Here is a 14,104-nt window from a genome sequence, read left to right as displayed (position 1 = left end):
CAAAAATAACCAATCATACACAGTTGAACCTAAAATTAGTGTTAACTGATTTATGGAGTTGTAAGCTTTTCTAAGGTATATTGAATCAGTTCTTCAACGGATTGGGTAGGGTTTTCACTAAACTCTCCGTTGGCTCTATTTGCTAAAATACAGTTCATGGAAACTGCACGGTGACCTAACAATTTGGAAAGCCCATAAATGCCCGAAGTCTCCATTTCTAGGTTGGTAACCTTTACATTTTTATAGTCAAAAGACGCTAATTTCTCTTGAAGATCAGCATCCCTGAGATTAAGCCTTAAAACTCTACTTTGCGGTCCGTAAAAGCCTATATTGGTAACAGTTGCCCCCAATCGTATACGATTTGAAAATAGCTTTTTGCCCAGACTTTCATCATATTTAACCACATATGGCACTGACTTATGAGGTGACCAATTTGTATGATTTACAAAAGCATCAGATACATCCAATTCTTGGACGGCCTCACTATCGTAGAAGTGTAAAAGGCCATCAAAACCCATTGCGTATTCGCTCATTAAAAAGGAGTCGATTGGGATATCTGACCTAATAGATCCGGATGTGCCAATCCTTACAATGTCCAATACGGTCTTATTTGGTTTTACCGTTCTTGTATCAAAATCAATATTGACCAATGCGTCAAGTTCGTTAAAAACTATGTCGATATTATCCGTTCCAATTCCAGTAGAAACCACCGAAATACGTTTCCCATTGAGTGTTCCCGTATGGGTATAAAACTCTCTTTTTCCTTTTTTTACCTCTATGGAATCAAAGAACTTGGAAACCGTAGCTACACGATCAGGGTCACCGACCGTAATTATAGTTTCCGCAATGTCTTCGGGTAATAAATTTAAATGATAAATGCTCTTATCGGCATTTAGGATAAGCTCAGAGGCGCTTAATTGCATGCAGTTACAGCTTTAGGATTCTGTTAGCTTCGGTATTATAAAGGAAATTATACTTTAAAGCACCACCTAGGTATACATTGTTATCTTGAATACAGGAATAGTAGCTTGTTTTGTTTTCTAAAATCTCTTTTCCTTTTCTAGTAAGTCTAACGGGGTTAAAAGAAGAAAACAAAGGTTTCAGCCTTCCTAAGGCACGGTCGTATTGCGTATCCGAAAATCCTAATAAACCTTGATTCTGAAGGATTTCAGTAACAAACGCTCCTTTTGAGGTGGGCTTTTTGTCTAGCGCAAGTCTTAAGATGTCATTTTCCATTTGATTAAGTCCGTTCTTAATACTTGGAAAACGATGTAAATGCGTACGAACCGCATCTCCTAAATAGTTAAACTGGAATTCGCCAAAATCCGATAAATTTTCTAAACGTATTGGGTTGTCACTGCAATACAATTGCCAAACATAGTCCGCATACTCAATATCATCTTGCGTCAGCTCTACTTTATTCTTATATAATTCCTGTAGCTGGTCATCGTTTAGATCGTTCAGACTGTACATTTTATCCGTACTGTCTTCCTTACCGCTACAGACCAAAGAAACTTGTGCATACTTGCGGTTGGTTTTTAGCCAACTTAGTACAGCTATCATATTTACCTGACAAAAAAGATCGTACTCAAACCAGAGTACGATCTCATCTTGTTGTTTATGATTACAAAGGGATCGGTATTCTTTTAAGGTTTTTTCAATAAACCATGATTTTGATACCTTGTAATTTTTATTTAAAAATTCAAAACGGGCTTTCCAAAAAGATTCACTCCCCACATTAGTGAGGGTTTTTCCTTCGCATAACATTTCACGCCACGTGATAATGTCACCCTTTATTTTTAGTGATTTTAATCTATCCGTAAAGCTATCTCCGTTAGTGATGTGCAAAAGGGAACTCATGTAGGGTGTATTATAAGGTTCAAGTGAATAAAAGTACTATTAATTAAAAAAAAAGCAAAAATAATTAACAGAATTAAGAAGTCTTCAAGCAAGCTTCGTTAAGTGCTGTTTTTAAAGGGTTTACCCTCCAACTCGCTTCACTGCAAAACCTTTTTCTTTCAATAAAGTCATAATTTTATCTCTATAATCGCCCTGAATAATGATTTGACCATTTTTAAAACTACCACCTACGCTTAATTTAGTCTTAAGCTCTTTTGCCAATTTTTTAAAATCACTTTCCGCACCGTTATAACCTTCTAAAATGGTAATAGGTTTCCCTTTTCGCTTTTCGTATTTACAAATAATAGGGTCGTCCTGTAACCAAATATCACTTTTCTCCTCTGCAGGAGTTTCTGTTTCTTCGGGTTCGTGGTCCGGAAAAAGGTTCTTTAATTGGTCTTGCAAATCCATATTTATCCTTTTATAAGTCCTAACTCAATCAAACGCTCATGCAGGAACTCGCCAGCTGTAATGTCTTCAAATTGCTTTGGATGGGCGTCATCTTCGCAGTTCTCTAAACAATTAAGGGGCATTTCGCTTATGGGATGCATAAAGAAAGGAATAGAATAACGAGAAGTTCCCCATAGTTCCTTAGGCGGATTCACAACTTGATGAATAGTAGACTTTAATTTGTTATTGGTAAGCCTAGAAAGCATATCGCCCACATTGATCATTAACTGATCAGGCCGTGCAATAGCATCTACCCATTCGCCTTCATGGTTTTTTACTTGCAGTCCGCGACCGTGAGCTCCCATTAATAAGGTTATAAGGTTAATATCACCATGTGCAGCTGCACGCACCGCATTTTTAGGTTCAGAGGTAATAGGAGGGTAATGAATAGGGCGTAATATAGAATTACCGTTCTTTATATAATCATCAAAATAAGTTTCTTCTAAATTAAGATGAAGTGCCAAGGCCCGCAGCACATACTTGGCCGTTTTCTCCAGCATCTGGTAAGTTTCTTTGCCAACCGCATTGAAGGTCGGTAACTCGTCCACCATAACGTTATCCGGATACTCCGCTTCCAATTTAGGGTTGTCTTGTACATATTGCCCAAAATGCCAGAATTCCTTTAGATCACCTTCTTTTTTACCTTTTGCGTGTTCCTTTCCAAAGGATGTATATCCGCGTTGACCACCTATTCCTTCTATTTCATAAGAATCTTTCACATCTTGGGGAAGGTCAAAAAATTTCTTTATTTCATCATAAAGACTTTTTACTAAATCATCCGATAGAAAATGACCGCTTAAGGCTACAAAGCCAATATTCTCAAAAGCGGAACCAATTTCTTTTATGAATTTCTCTTTTCTCTCGCTATTATCCGAAACAAAATCTTGTAAATCTACACTAGGTATTGCACTCATGACGTTGCTTTATAAATTTTATCAAAGTTAGTAAAATCTACTCAACTTTAATATGTAACAAAGACGGCGTCGGATGTGGTATTTTTGCTACTTTTATCTACCGAATTGGAAACACATCCCCGAAACTTTATGCAAAACGATAAAAAGAATATAGACGAAACTGTTTCACTAAAACTCTATAAAGACCTTCTACGTCCTAGGATGATTGAAGAAAAGATGTTGATTCTTTTACGTCAGGGAAAAATCTCCAAATGGTTTAGTGGTATTGGTCAAGAGGCTATTTCTGTAGGGGTGACGAACGCTTTGAACGATGATGAGTATATTTTGCCCATGCATCGGAATTTAGGAGTATTTACTACACGTGGTATTCCTTTAAACCGATTATTTTCTCAATGGCAAGGTAAAATGAACGGTTTTACAAAAGGTAGGGACCGTAGTTTTCACTTCGGCACTAAAGAATATAAAATTATAGGAATGATCAGTCACCTTGGTCCACAATTAGGTGTGGCCGACGGTATTGCTTTAGCCGAAAAACTTCAAAATAGAAATGCGGTTACCGCTGTTTTTACAGGAGAAGGTGGTACTAGTGAAGGGGATTTTCATGAGGCTTTAAACATTGCATCCGTATGGGACCTGCCTGTTATTTTTTGTATTGAAAACAACGGATATGGCCTCTCTACGCCAACAAAAGAACAGTATAACTGTGAGAATCTAGCGGATAGAGGTTTGGGGTATGGAATTGAATCGTATACGATTTATGGTAACGATATCATAGGGGTATACACCAAGGTGAAGGAGATTGCTGAAGATTTACGGGAAAATCCACGTCCGGTTTTAATTGAATTTCAAACGTTTCGAATGCGTGGTCATGAGGAAGCAAGCGGTACTAAATATGTTCCAGATGAACTGATGGCCGAATGGGCGGAGAAGGACCCTATTTCTAATTATGAAAAACAACTTCTAGAAGCTAATATGATATCCGTAGAAAAGATTGAAGCCCTTAGGGCTGAAATTGAAGAGGAAATTAATTATAATTTAAAATGGGCCTTTGACGAACCTGAAGTTGAACCGAATATGGATCAAGAGATTTTGGATGTATACGCACCTTTTGAATATATTGAGATTCAACCAGGAAGTGTTGTTGAACATATTAGGTTGGTAGATGCTATCTCAAAAGGATTACGGCAATCCATGGAAAAACATCCCGATCTGGTAATCATGGGGCAGGATATAGCGGATTACGGTGGAGTTTTCAAAATTACGGAAGGGTTTATGGATGCTTTCGGAAAGGAGCGCGTGCGAAATACACCTATCTGTGAATCGGGGATTGTTTCGACCGCTATGGGATTGTCGATCAAAGGAATGAAAGCCGTGGTGGAAATGCAGTTTGCGGATTTTGTGAGTAGCGGGTTCAATCCCGTAGTCAACTACCTTGCTAAATCTCATTACCGTTGGAACGAAAAAGCAGATGTTGTAATTCGCATGCCCTGCGGGGGCGATGTGGGCGCAGGCCCTTTTCATTCCCAAACCAATGAAGCGTGGTTCACCAAAACCCCAGGGCTCAAAGTAGCCTACCCTGCTTTTCCGTATGATGCGAAGGGGTTACTGGCTACTGCCATCAATGATCCAAATCCGGTTCTGTTCTTTGAGCACAAAGCTTTGTACCGCATTGTTTACCAAAATATACCTGCCGATTATTATACACTTCCTTTCGGGAAAGCGGCTTTATTGAAGGAAGGGCAGGATATAACTATTGTTTCTTATGGAGCAGGAGTGCATTGGGCTTTGGACACGTTAGAGAAACATCCGGATATTTCAGCAGACCTTATTGACTTGCGCACATTGGCTCCTTTGGATATAGCGTCCGTTTATAAATCGGTAGAAAAAACGGGGAAACTTATCATTCTTCAAGAGGACAGTATGTTCGGGGGTATTGCCAGTGATATTTCTGCCTTGGTCATGGAAAATAGATTCCAATATTTAGACGGACCTGTTAAACGTGTAGCTAGTATGGAAACGCCAATTCCTTTTTCAAAAAAGTTAGAAAATAATTATTTACCTAAAGAAAGATTCATTTTTGCACTTAAGGAACTTCTTGCTTATTAGTAATTGAGCAAACATCTTGTTCTTTCACACCGGTTTACATTTTAACAAAATGGCACCTTTGTTATATTAATAATTGTTTAACGGTCTCTTGGCAACTTTGACGCCAACTAAACCGTATCTATGCAAACTTTAATTCAAAATTATGATCAAAAATAGCGTATTGATGTTGGCTCTAGCAGTTGTAGTCTCATCATGTTCTCTTTCAAAAAATGTGCGTGAAGAACGCAAAACCATTAATGGTAACTGGGTTTTGGAAAATGTAGGATATGAGAGCAATGGTGGTTCCTTTAAATCCATGCTTTTTAACGATGCCAATGGTTTTTGCTTTGAAGGTAGTACCTGGTATTTCCTAGAAAATAATAGTACCGGCAGTTACACTATACCTACATCTAACAGTGTTTGCCCTGGTGGGGTTAGAAATATTAGATGGTCAGTTCTAGAGAATGAGAATGGCAATGACAAGCTGCAGTTCAAATATATTGACGAAAAGAAAAAAGATATTTACGGTAGAACCGGGTATCGTTTAGAGATTGTATCCTTATCTCCATCTCAGATGACATTAAAATCAGATGTAAATGTGGATGGCAGTCCAGTTTCGGTCGTTTATAAATTTTCAAAACAATAAAATAGAGTCACATGAAAAAAATAGCTTTAAAATCAATATATATCATCATGGCCATGACCATGGTTGTAGGTTGTAAAACGGTGCAAAATGCCAATAACAAACAAAAAGGTGCCGTAATAGGTGCTGGTAGCGGTGCTGCTATTGGTGGTGTAATCGGAAACAATGTTGGAAGTGGTAATAATACGGTATTAGGTGCAATCCTTGGTGCCGCTATTGGCGGTGTCGCTGGTGGATATATCGGAGATCGCATGGATCGTCAGGCAGAGCGTATTGAGGAAGAGATTCCGGGTGCAGAAGTAAGTAGGGTTGGTGAAGGTATCAATGTTACGTTTAACGAAGATGCAGGTGTTTATTTTGATACTAATAAATCCGATGTAAAAGGTACTTCTCAAACCACATTGAATAGTATGGCTCAAATCTTAAAAGATTATCCAAAATCTAATGTACTTGTAGAAGGTCATACGGATAGTGCTGGACCTGATGAGTATAATATGAACTTATCAAAACAAAGAGCTACTTCTGTAACTGACTATTTAATTTCTCAAGGCATTGACAAAAGCCGATTGGAGACAAGATGGTACGGCGAATCTCAGCCTGTAGGTGATAATACTACTACGGAAGGTAAAGCTAAAAACAGAAGGGTAGAATTGGCAATTGTAGCCAGTGAAGCATTAAAGCAAGAAGCAAAGCAACAAGTAAAAGGATAATTCTCTTTTTATAAATCAATAATTTTAAAAAAATACCGGCATTTTTTGTCGGTATTTTTTTTGTCCAAATTGACTATCTTTCCTTAGTGGAGCAATATGAGGTTATCATTGTAGGAGGTGGATTGGCAGGCTTAACGGCGGCTATCCATTTATCAAAGACTGGGCATAGGGTTTTGGTCTTTGAAAAAAACACATACCCGCACCATAAAGTTTGTGGCGAATATGTATCCAATGAAGTGCTCCCATATTTAAAAAAATTAGGAGTAAACTTAGACAAGTCTGGAGCTGTCCCAATCACTACGCTACGGTTTTCGACGGTTAAGGGAAGTGGTCTAAAGACTGAATTACCGCTTGGAGGAACAGGCATTAGTCGGTATGCCTTTGATTATCTGCTGTATGAGAAAGCGGTGGAATCAGGAGTGGACTTTATTTTTGACAGTGTAAATTCTATTGAATATAAAAATACTGTTTTTAAGGTAGTTACAATCGATAATCGAAAGTATACTTCAAGCATAGTCATTGGTGCTTATGGCAAGCGAAGTGTGCTAGACAAGCAGTTGAACCGTAGTTTTATCAAGGAGAAATCGTCTTGGCTGGCTGTAAAGAGTCATTACCGCTTGGCAGACTTTCCAGACCGTGAAGTAGGTCTCCATAATTTTAAAGGGGGGTATGGTGGACTATCAAAAACGGAATCGGGAGCGGTTAATTTTTGTTATCTAGCGTCCTATCAAAGTTTTCAAAAGGAAAAAGACGTTGAACGATTTCACAGGAATGTAGTTCAAGAAAATCCAATTCTAAAAGATTTTCTCTCCCGCGCAGAACCATTATTTGATTCCCCTTTGACCATAGCGCAAGTGTCTTTTGAAGCTAAGGCTCCTATAAAAGACCACGTCATTATGTGCGGAGACACAGCTGGTTTAATTCACCCTCTTTGTGGAAACGGTATGGCGATGGCCATTCATAGCGCTAAAATAGCCTCGGAATATATAGATGCTTTTTTATCTGGAGATAAAATGAACCGAAAAGATATGGAGCAGGGGTACATAAAAAAATGGAATCGTACCTTTAAAAGGCGCTTGTGGTTTGGCAGACAATTGCAGTCTCTGTTGCTTCACCCTAGTTGGTCCGCCTTCGGAATTTCACTCGTTGCAAGACAACCATGGCTTTTAAAACAACTGATTAAAAATACCCACGGGAAACCTATAAACGAATGAGCGATTTTTCAATACGAAGTACCGAACCCGAATTAATGGACGACTTGTCATTGGATGAAACGCATCTTAAACAGGTATTGTTGGATATTGATCGTTCCAATCGTTTTTTGAACGGGAACCATCTCACCATTCAAGCGATAAGTCGACTTATTTCTGGTAAAAATCACAAATCATATACGATTTTAGATATGGGGTGTGGCAACGGAAGTATGCTTAGGGCAGTAGTTTTATGGGCACGGAAGCAAAACATTAGCGTTTCCTGTATAGGCGTTGACCTAAACGAAAAAAGTTTGGAGATAGCACGTGAAGATTCACAAAATTATCCTGAAATCCAGTACTGGAAACAAGATATTTTACAACTAACTCCAGACAAGTTAAAGTGCGATATCCTTCTATGTACTCTTACAATGCACCATTTCCGGAATGAGCAGATTCCGCAATTCTTGAATCAATTTTCGAATTTGAGCCGAATCGGATTTATTATTAACGATTTACACAGAAGCACCATGGCTTATCATCTTTTTAAACTCTTTAGTACTATTTTTATACGAACCGATATTGCCAAAAAAGATGGCCTTATTTCCATAAAAAGTGGATTTAGCAAAGAGGACTTAACAGGTTTTTCTGATAAACTACCGGATATGAAGCATACGATTCAATGGAAATGGGCTTTTAGATACATATGGGTTGCCGAACAAAAACTCCCGATTTAAGTATATGAATGAAGTTCGAATCATAAAAACGGTGAAGCAATTACCAGCCTATTGCAAACCGACGAATGAAATTTTGCCGTTTGTGAACTTGTGGCTTTCTGGCCAAGAGGATCGCTTTAGGCGTAAGGTTATCAAGATATTTGAAGGTGCCGCCGTAGACAAGCGCTACAGCATTATGGCGCCCGAAGAGGTCTTTATAGCCACCTCCTTTGAAGAGAAAAATGTTATTTATGCACGGGAAGTCAAGAAACTAGGAAAACAGGTTTTAGAAAAAGCCTTAATTCAAAGTAATTGGCAAGCAGATTCCATAGATTTTATCATTACCGTTAGTTGCACAGGAATTCTAATTCCTTCTTTGGATGCTTATTTGATCAATGATTTAGGGTTACGGCAAGATGTAGTACGGCTTCCGGTTACGGAAATGGGCTGTGCGGCCGGCGTTTCCGGGTTGATTTATGCGCATAACTTCTTAAAATCCAATCCAGGAAAAAGAGCGGTGGTAGTAGCCGTAGAAAGTCCCACTGCTACATTTCAACTCAATGATTTTTCCATGGCCAATATGGTTAGTGCTGCCATTTTTGGTGATGGTGCTTCCTGTGTTCTTTTATCTTCGGAAGAAAATGCGGAAGGCCCTATGATAAAAGGCTCGGAAATGTATCACTTTACGGATAGTACACATATGATGGGTTTCGATTTAACCAACCACGGTCTTAAAATGATACTGGATATTTCCGTGCCTGAAACTATATCAGCACATTTCCCCAATATTGTACACCCTTTTTTGGACAAACATAATTCTTCCATAGAAATGGTGGACCATTTGATTTTTCACCCTGGTGGAAAAAAAATTGTCCAAACCGTGGAGTCCCTTTTTGGCGAAATGGGAAAAAATATAGATGACACCCGCGAAGTGTTACGCCAGTATGGGAACATGAGTAGTGCAACCGTGCTCTATGTATTGGAGCGTTTTATGGAAAAAGATATTAAAAAGGGAGAGCAGGGCCTTATTCTAAGTTTTGGTCCGGGTTTCTCTGCCCAAAGGGTTTTATTAGAATGGTAACATATGGAAGTGGTAAAATAGTATGAAAAAACAGTGGGCACTTATTCTTGGAGGGAGCAGCGGACTAGGTTTGGCAACCGCTAAAAAAATGGCGCGTCACGGATATCATCTCATAATTATACATAGAGATAGGAGGTCTGATTTAGAAGAGATTAACACCCATTTTAAAGAAATCACTTTAACAGGAGTGCAATTGTTGAGTTTCAATATAGACGCTGCCAATTCGGATAAAAGGAAACAAACCATTGAAGAAATAAAAACGACTTTAACAAATTCGGGAAAAATAAAAATGATGGTCCATAGCATCGCCAAAGGCAGCCTCAAACCTATGGTTTCCAATGAGGAAACCACCTTAAACCATCAAGACATAGAAATCACCTTAAACGCCATGGCATTAAGCTTTTATGATTGGGTGAAGGAAATATATGAGCAAAATTTATTTGATGAGGATGCGCGCGTAGTGGCTTTTACCAGTGAAGGTAGCAGTAGAGCCTGGGAGGGTTACGCAGCTGTTTCCGCAGCTAAGGCAACGTTGGAAGCGCTCACCCGAAGTATTGCACTAGAATACGCTTCAAAAGGGATTAAGGCTAATTGTATACAAGCGGGAACCACGGATACAAAAGCATTTCAGATAATTCCTAATAGCAAAGACTTAAAGAAAAAGGCTTTAGAGCGAAACCCGAATAAACGATTAACAACCCCAGAAGATGTAGCCAATACGGTCTATTTACTAAGTACCGATGAGGCCAAATGGATTACGGGTACGGTGATAAAAGTGGATGGTGGGGAGAGTTTGCGTTAAACCCTTCCTTCGACTGCGCTCAGGAAGGGTTTGTGTGGGACTGCGCTCAGGAAGGGTTTGGTGTGACTGCGCTCAAGAAGGGTCTGTGAAGGGGTTATGAGATTTGTGCCTGTGATTGCGCGCTGCGTAATATGACTTAACACAAAATATTTATAAAATGACGAAAACAGAACTTATAAATCAATTACCGTACGGCCCTCCGTTCTTGTTTGTTGACGACCTGCTTGAGGTGAATAGCGATGGGGTGGTTGGTACGTATTTGTTTTCCGAAGATTCGGATTTTTACAGGGGGCATTTTAAGGGGGCTCCGGTAACGCCTGGGGTGCTGTTGACGGAATGTTGCGCGCAGATTGGTGTGGTATGTTTGGGTATCTATTTGCTGACTGAAGAGGGTGGTTTTACTGTAAATAACATGCAAATCGGTATGAGCAGTTCTCAGATGGATTTCTTGCTGCCAGTACAACCGGACGAAAAAGTAACGGTGACCTCCAAGAAAATTTATTTCCGATTCAATAAGTTAAAATGTGCGGTAAAAATGCATAACTCCAAAGGGGAATTGGTATGTAAGGGTGAAATTTCAGGAATGTTTAAAAGTGATGCAAATGCGTAAACGAGTTGTAATTACGGGAATGGGTGTTTGTGCTCCTAACGGAATTGGTCGAACTAATTTTGCCGATGCCATGGCGCAGGGCAAAAGTGGCATTCAGTTTCAACCGCAGTTGAAAGAATTTGAATTCGGCTGTCAAATTGCAGGGAAACCTGAGTTGACCGATGAAATTCTAGCACCTTATTTTACGCCCTTGCAGTTACGGGGTCTTTCAGCAACTGGAATAATGTACGGCGTAATGGCGGGTACCGATGCGTGGAATGATGCTGGGCTACCCAAAGCCGGTCAAGAAAAACCGGATTGGGATAGCGGTATTCTCTTTGGTTCCGGCACTTTAGGGGTAGATAAGTTCTATGAGGCCATACATTTGGTAGATGCAAAGAAAGTCCGTCGTTTGGGCAGTACTACGGTTATTCAAACCATGGCGAGTGGCGTAAGTGCGTATTTAGGAGGTATTTTAGGGTGTGGAAATCAAGTGACGACCAATTCTTCGGCCTGTACCACGGGAACAGAAGGTGTTCTTATGGGGTATGAGCGAATTGCAAATGGCCAAGCAGAACGTATGTTGGTGGGCAGTTGTAGTGATAGTGGCCCATATGTGTGGTCCGGTTTTGATGCCATGCGAATTCTTCCTAGGAATTACAATGATAATCCGGAAGCGGCAAGCAGGCCCATGAGTGCTTCGGCAGCAGGGTTTGTTCCGGGAAGTGGGGCAGGGGCACTGGTTTTGGAATCTCTGGAAAGCGCTCGGGCACGTAACGCCAAAATTTATGCGGAGGTTTTAGGAGGCGCTATAAATAGTGGAGGACAGCGTGGAGATGGTACTATGACCGCACCCAATAGCGAAGCGGTGCAACGTTGTATTTCACAAGCGGTTCGGCAATCGGGGATTGAAAATTCGGATATCGATGTGATCAACGGGCATTTGACGGCAACCTCTAAAGATGCATTGGAAATAGAAAATTGGAGCACGGCCTTGAAACGTTCCGGCACCGATTTTCCATATATCAATTCTTTTAAGAGCCTTTTTGGACACTGTTTATCCGCTGCGGGAAGCATTGAATGTGTTGCTGCGGTACTTCAGTTTGAAAAATCACAAGTGTTCGGTAACATAAATTGTGAGGATGTACATCCTACAATTACAGAAATAATAGATGCCGACTGTATTCCACAAAAAACGATAACACATAAGCCTCATATTTTGGCAAAGGCTAGTTTTGGCTTTGGAGATGTCAATGCTTGTGTTATTTTTAAACGATATATGGATTAGAAAAGACTGAAATCAAAATGGATGAAAGCACTAAGTACAACACTTTAAAAAAGATTATTAAGGTGTATTTACCGGAAGATGTAGCTGTGGATGCAATTTCCTTGGATAGCAATCTTATAACCGAGCTTAATATAAATTCCGCACATCTGGTAGATATTGTTCTAGATGTGGAGGATGAGTTTGATATTCTTTTGGAGAACGAGGATATTGAAAAAATGAAAACCGTTCAAGATGCCTTAACCATTATTGATACCAAACTAGAAGCGAAGTAATGTGGACCGAATTCTGGAACTGGGCAAAACCTAAGTTATTTGTAGATAGCAGGTTAATCGCTGTTTATTGCATTGTTTATTTCACTTGGGGCATGGTAATGAATTGGTTTGGAGCTACCATGGAAATAGCCAAATTTACCTACTGGTGGCAAGTCATCAGCTGTTACATTTTATACATGGTACCGCTATCGCTCTTGCTACGAAAACTTCCTTTTCACACCCAGTACGCATACGGACTGGTTGCTATGGGGTTCTTAGAATTTGGAGGCTATTATTTTGAAACTTCCTATGCATACCCTAATAACCTTTTGGACCAAACCTTTGGCATCCGGAATTTCAGTTTGGGAATGGCCTTGTTTTTCGCTCTGTACTTCCCGTTGGGAAACTGGACCGTGAACAAAATCTATGAGAAGTTATTTCTGCAGAGGTATTAACGGGTAATTTATTCATCTTCCATATGTGGCAACTCATCTTTGTTTTCCTTTTCAGGAATGAGCAACGAAGCTGCTATACCCGCCGCCAACGCTACTGAAATAACCGCCAGTGACAACCATTCCGGCAATTCCACTTGATGGGAAAACAACATTTTAAGCCCTACAAAGGCCAGAATGACGACCAGACTATAATTGATATAACGGAATTTTTCCAGCATCCTTGAAATTAAAAAGTACATGGACCGTAGTCCAAGAATAGCTAAGATATTGGAGCTAAACACTATAAAAGGGTCAGCCGTAATGGCCAAAATAGCGGGAATACTATCTAAAGCGAAGAGTACATCTGTCAATTCAATAACCACCAAGGCTACAAACAGTGGAGTAGCGGCGTTCAGCCCTTTTTTCTTTACGAAGAAATCATGCCCGTGAATGTTGGATGTAATGGGATATACCTTTCGAATTTGTCTAAAAATCCAAGAATTTTTTGGGTCGAAGTTTTCTTCATCACTTTTAAGCATTTTATAGGCGGTCCATAACAAGAACACACCAAAAACATAAATGATCCATTCAAATTTGGTGATAAGTGCCACACCGAACAAAATCATTAATCCCCTAAAAACAATAGCTCCCAAAATACCCCAGAAAAGCACACGGTGTTGGTATAGCGCGGGTATTTTAAAGGAGGAAAAAATAACGGCAATAACAAAAACATTATCTATACTCAACGATAATTCTATAAGATAGCCCGTAATATATTTAAGTACGGCGTTATTGGGTGTTAGGTTGGTTGGATTTTCTACAAGCCCTTCCGCGAACAACCAATAAATAACGCCACTAAAGGCTAATGCCACGGAAACCCAAATAGAGGTCCAGATAGCGGCTTCCTTAGTTTTAATTACGTGTTCATCTTTATTGAACACACCCAAATCTAGAGCGAGAAAAACAATAATAAGAGCAATAAAAAGTATCCAAACCCACATACAACACAGTTTTTACGGCAGCGAAGATACTGTTTTTTGGTGTTCGTAAAG

At 39.7% G+C, this 14,104-nt stretch carries 16 protein-coding genes; 11 read left to right on the top strand and 5 right to left on the bottom strand.

Annotated features, from left to right (window positions below; all coding sequences use genetic code 11):
- Window positions 1–50: 50 nt before the first annotated feature.
- The 4 genes from P0077_RS19080 to P0077_RS19065 all read right to left on the bottom strand — a co-directional run bounded on the left by P0077_RS19080 (window position 51) and on the right by P0077_RS19065 (window position 3,263).
- Window positions 51–923, bottom strand: coding sequence for a nucleoside phosphorylase (locus P0077_RS19080; RefSeq protein ID WP_276166789.1), 873 nt, complete (start codon window positions 921–923; stop codon window positions 51–53).
- A gap of 4 nt (window positions 924–927) precedes the next feature.
- Window positions 928–1,860 carry a DUF1835 domain-containing protein gene (locus P0077_RS19075; protein ID WP_276166788.1) on the bottom strand — a complete coding sequence of 311 codons (933 nt, stop codon included), beginning with the start codon at window positions 1,858–1,860 and terminating at the stop codon, window positions 928–930.
- 120 nt (window positions 1,861–1,980) lie between these two features.
- Window positions 1,981–2,310 carry a translation initiation factor gene (locus tag P0077_RS19070; protein ID WP_276166787.1) on the bottom strand — a complete coding sequence of 110 codons (330 nt, stop codon included), beginning with the start codon at window positions 2,308–2,310 and terminating at the stop codon, window positions 1,981–1,983.
- A 2-nt stretch (window positions 2,311–2,312) separates the two neighbouring features.
- Complete coding sequence (locus tag P0077_RS19065; RefSeq protein ID WP_276166786.1) at window positions 2,313–3,263, bottom strand: isopenicillin N synthase family dioxygenase; 951 nt, start codon at window positions 3,261–3,263, stop codon at window positions 2,313–2,315.
- 129 nt (window positions 3,264–3,392) lie between these two features.
- Here P0077_RS19065 and P0077_RS19060 point away from each other — a divergent pair, with 129 nt between their 5' ends.
- From P0077_RS19060 to P0077_RS19010, 11 genes are all read left to right on the top strand, one after another.
- Window positions 3,393–5,369 (top strand): alpha-ketoacid dehydrogenase subunit alpha/beta, encoded by a 1,977-nt coding sequence (locus P0077_RS19060; protein ID WP_276166785.1) that lies wholly within the window; start codon window positions 3,393–3,395, stop codon window positions 5,367–5,369.
- 142 nt (window positions 5,370–5,511) lie between these two features.
- Entirely contained in the window at window positions 5,512–5,994 is a 483-nt protein-coding gene (locus tag P0077_RS19055) for a lipocalin family protein (RefSeq protein ID WP_276166784.1), read from the top strand.
- An 11-nt stretch (window positions 5,995–6,005) separates the two neighbouring features.
- Window positions 6,006–6,701 carry a YiaD family glycine zipper/OmpA-like lipoprotein gene (locus P0077_RS19050; RefSeq protein ID WP_276166783.1) on the top strand — a complete coding sequence of 232 codons (696 nt, stop codon included), beginning with the start codon at window positions 6,006–6,008 and terminating at the stop codon, window positions 6,699–6,701.
- 86 nt (window positions 6,702–6,787) lie between these two features.
- Window positions 6,788–7,915: an NAD(P)/FAD-dependent oxidoreductase gene (locus tag P0077_RS19045; RefSeq protein ID WP_276166782.1), complete on the top strand. Its 1,128-nt coding sequence runs from the start codon at window positions 6,788–6,790 to the stop codon at window positions 7,913–7,915.
- Window positions 7,912–8,628, top strand: coding sequence for a methyltransferase domain-containing protein (locus P0077_RS19040; protein ID WP_276166781.1), 717 nt, complete (start codon window positions 7,912–7,914; stop codon window positions 8,626–8,628). Before P0077_RS19045 ends, P0077_RS19040 begins: the two co-directional genes overlap by 4 nt.
- A 4-nt stretch (window positions 8,629–8,632) precedes the next feature.
- Window positions 8,633–9,688, top strand: coding sequence for a type III polyketide synthase (locus tag P0077_RS19035; protein WP_276166780.1), 1,056 nt, complete (start codon window positions 8,633–8,635; stop codon window positions 9,686–9,688).
- Window positions 9,689–9,710: 22 nt separating this feature from the next.
- On the top strand, window positions 9,711–10,490 hold the full coding sequence (locus P0077_RS19030; RefSeq protein ID WP_276166779.1) for an SDR family oxidoreductase: 780 nt from the start codon (window positions 9,711–9,713) through the stop codon (window positions 10,488–10,490).
- Between the two features lie 157 nt (window positions 10,491–10,647).
- A complete protein-coding gene (locus tag P0077_RS19025) occupies window positions 10,648–11,100 on the top strand; it encodes a 3-hydroxyacyl-ACP dehydratase FabZ family protein (RefSeq protein WP_276166778.1) in 453 nt (150 codons plus the stop codon).
- Window positions 11,093–12,367, top strand: coding sequence for a beta-ketoacyl-[acyl-carrier-protein] synthase family protein (locus tag P0077_RS19020; protein ID WP_276166777.1), 1,275 nt, complete (start codon window positions 11,093–11,095; stop codon window positions 12,365–12,367). The genes P0077_RS19025 and P0077_RS19020 overlap by 8 nt, the downstream gene beginning before the upstream one ends.
- 17 nt (window positions 12,368–12,384) lie before the next feature.
- On the top strand, window positions 12,385–12,639 hold the full coding sequence (locus P0077_RS19015; RefSeq protein WP_276166776.1) for an acyl carrier protein: 255 nt from the start codon (window positions 12,385–12,387) through the stop codon (window positions 12,637–12,639).
- Entirely contained in the window at window positions 12,639–13,073 is a 435-nt protein-coding gene (locus P0077_RS19010; protein ID WP_276166775.1) for a hypothetical protein, read from the top strand. The genes P0077_RS19015 and P0077_RS19010 overlap by 1 nt, the downstream gene beginning before the upstream one ends.
- Window positions 13,074–13,081: 8 nt before the next feature.
- On the opposite strand, the gene P0077_RS19005 is transcribed toward P0077_RS19010, so the two are convergent.
- Window positions 13,082–14,053, bottom strand: a complete 972-nt coding sequence (locus P0077_RS19005) for a TerC family protein (RefSeq protein ID WP_276166774.1) — start codon at window positions 14,051–14,053, stop codon at window positions 13,082–13,084.
- Window positions 14,054–14,104: the final 51 nt, after the last annotated feature.

This window comes from Zobellia alginiliquefaciens, assembly GCF_029323795.1.
Classification (GTDB): Bacteria; Bacteroidota; Bacteroidia; order Flavobacteriales; family Flavobacteriaceae; genus Zobellia; species Zobellia alginiliquefaciens.
The sequence above is the reverse complement of the archived record's forward strand: the minus strand, read 5'-3'. Positions and strand labels throughout refer to the sequence as shown.

Bases quoted from the DNA above. Each gene is read 5' to 3' on its own strand.
- P0077_RS19080 (WP_276166789.1), bottom strand. From the start codon at position 923: ATGCAATTAAGCGCCTCTGAGCTTATCCTAAATGCCGATAAGAGCATT.
- P0077_RS19075 (WP_276166788.1), bottom strand. From the start codon at position 1,860: ATGAGTTCCCTTTTGCACATCACTAACGGAGATAGCTTTACGGATAGA.
- P0077_RS19070 (WP_276166787.1), bottom strand. From the start codon at position 2,310: ATGGATTTGCAAGACCAATTAAAGAACCTTTTTCCGGACCACGAACCC.
- P0077_RS19065 (WP_276166786.1), bottom strand. From the start codon at position 3,263: ATGAGTGCAATACCTAGTGTAGATTTACAAGATTTTGTTTCGGATAAT.
- P0077_RS19060 (WP_276166785.1), top strand. From the start codon at position 3,393: ATGCAAAACGATAAAAAGAATATAGACGAAACTGTTTCACTAAAACTC.
- P0077_RS19055 (WP_276166784.1), top strand. From the start codon at position 5,512: ATGATCAAAAATAGCGTATTGATGTTGGCTCTAGCAGTTGTAGTCTCA.
- P0077_RS19050 (WP_276166783.1), top strand. From the start codon at position 6,006: ATGAAAAAAATAGCTTTAAAATCAATATATATCATCATGGCCATGACC.
- P0077_RS19040 (WP_276166781.1), top strand. From the start codon at position 7,912: ATGAGCGATTTTTCAATACGAAGTACCGAACCCGAATTAATGGACGAC.
- P0077_RS19035 (WP_276166780.1), top strand. From the start codon at position 8,633: ATGAATGAAGTTCGAATCATAAAAACGGTGAAGCAATTACCAGCCTAT.
- P0077_RS19030 (WP_276166779.1), top strand. From the start codon at position 9,711: ATGAAAAAACAGTGGGCACTTATTCTTGGAGGGAGCAGCGGACTAGGT.
- P0077_RS19025 (WP_276166778.1), top strand. From the start codon at position 10,648: ATGACGAAAACAGAACTTATAAATCAATTACCGTACGGCCCTCCGTTC.
- P0077_RS19020 (WP_276166777.1), top strand. From the start codon at position 11,093: ATGCGTAAACGAGTTGTAATTACGGGAATGGGTGTTTGTGCTCCTAAC.
- P0077_RS19015 (WP_276166776.1), top strand. From the start codon at position 12,385: ATGGATGAAAGCACTAAGTACAACACTTTAAAAAAGATTATTAAGGTG.
- P0077_RS19010 (WP_276166775.1), top strand. From the start codon at position 12,639: ATGTGGACCGAATTCTGGAACTGGGCAAAACCTAAGTTATTTGTAGAT.
- P0077_RS19005 (WP_276166774.1), bottom strand. From the start codon at position 14,053: ATGTGGGTTTGGATACTTTTTATTGCTCTTATTATTGTTTTTCTCGCT.